The sequence below is a fragment of the Neisseria sp. P0009.S010 genome, assembly GCF_051958545.1.
GTDB classification, from domain to species: Bacteria; Pseudomonadota; Gammaproteobacteria; order Burkholderiales; family Neisseriaceae; genus Neisseria; species Neisseria subflava_A.
Genome location: NZ_JBQCVH010000023.1, coordinates 1 through 584, shown reverse-complemented (window position 1 = coordinate 584; position 584 = coordinate 1). Strand labels below are relative to the sequence as shown.

Sequence of the window (584 nt, the reverse complement as noted above, 5' to 3'; positions counted from 1 at the left end):
AGCAACAACTACGCATTGGGCGACACCATCAATGTCAAAGGCGACAGCAACATCATCAGCGAAACCGTAGCCGGTGGTGCACAGCTGAAACTGGCCAAAGACATTACTGTTGACAGCGTTACCGCAGGCGACAGCAAACTGAATTCAGACGGCCTCACCATTACCGGTGGCCCGAGTGTGACCAAGTCAGGCATCCATGCCGCCGGCAACAAAATCACCAACGTAGCCGCCGGTACCGATGACACCGACGCCGTCAACTACAGCCAGCTGAAACAGCAAAGCGCCGCCGCCCGTACCGAAGTACGTGCCGGTACCAACATCAAAGACGTGGTGAAAACGACCGGAGCCAACGGCCAAGACGTTTACACCGTCAACGCCAAAGGCACGACAGCGAGCGCCGGTTCGAGCAAAGTGACCGTCACTGCTTCAGCAGCAGACGCGAACAATGTGACCAACTACAGCATCGACTTGGCTGACGGCACCAAAGCCGAAATCCAAAAAGGCGTAGACGCCAAAACTACCGTTGACAACAAAGGCCTGACCTTCAATGGCGACAGCGGCAGCACCAATATCGAAAAACTCGG

At 55.7% G+C, this 584-nt stretch carries 1 pseudogene; it reads left to right on the top strand.

The features are described from left to right. A pseudogene (locus tag ACTHSN_RS10750) lies at positions 1 to 584 on the top strand (hypothetical protein); the annotation flags it as partial.